The sequence below is a fragment of the Paraclostridium dentum genome (assembly GCF_012922555.1).
Lineage (GTDB): Bacteria > Bacillota > Clostridia > Peptostreptococcales > Peptostreptococcaceae > Paraclostridium > Paraclostridium dentum.
Genome location: NZ_WIPK01000178.1, coordinates 1 through 339 on the forward strand (window position 1 = coordinate 1; position 339 = coordinate 339).

Consider the following 339-nt stretch of genomic DNA (forward strand, 5'->3'; position numbering starts at 1 on the left):
CAGTACGCAATGAACAACTAGAAATCAAAGCTATTCTGCATAACTTCTCCAATAGGCAACAAAAGGTGCGTGTGGAATTCTTTGAGACAGAGCATGTTTGCAGCGCAGCCAGCAAAAAGAAGAAATACCGTACCATAGTTAACGTTGATGCCAAGTCCACCAGATCCATCCCCTATGTGATTATTCCCATGGAATTTGGGAACCACCAGATAGAGGTGCAGGCTGCGAGTGCAACATTTCATGATGGAGTTAGGAGGACCCTAAAGGTGGTGTCTGAAGGTGTGCTAACTGAACTCCCAGAACAAAATCTGGAACTAAATCCCTCTCGCTCACCTGGTG

The 339-nt window shown here is 45.7% G+C and carries 1 protein-coding gene; it reads left to right on the forward strand.

The features are described from left to right. Nucleotides 1-71 precede the first annotated feature (71 nt). The coding region (locus GFJ41_RS21280; RefSeq protein ID WP_206001629.1) for a hypothetical protein at nucleotides 72-339 on the forward strand (268 nt) is incomplete at its 3' end.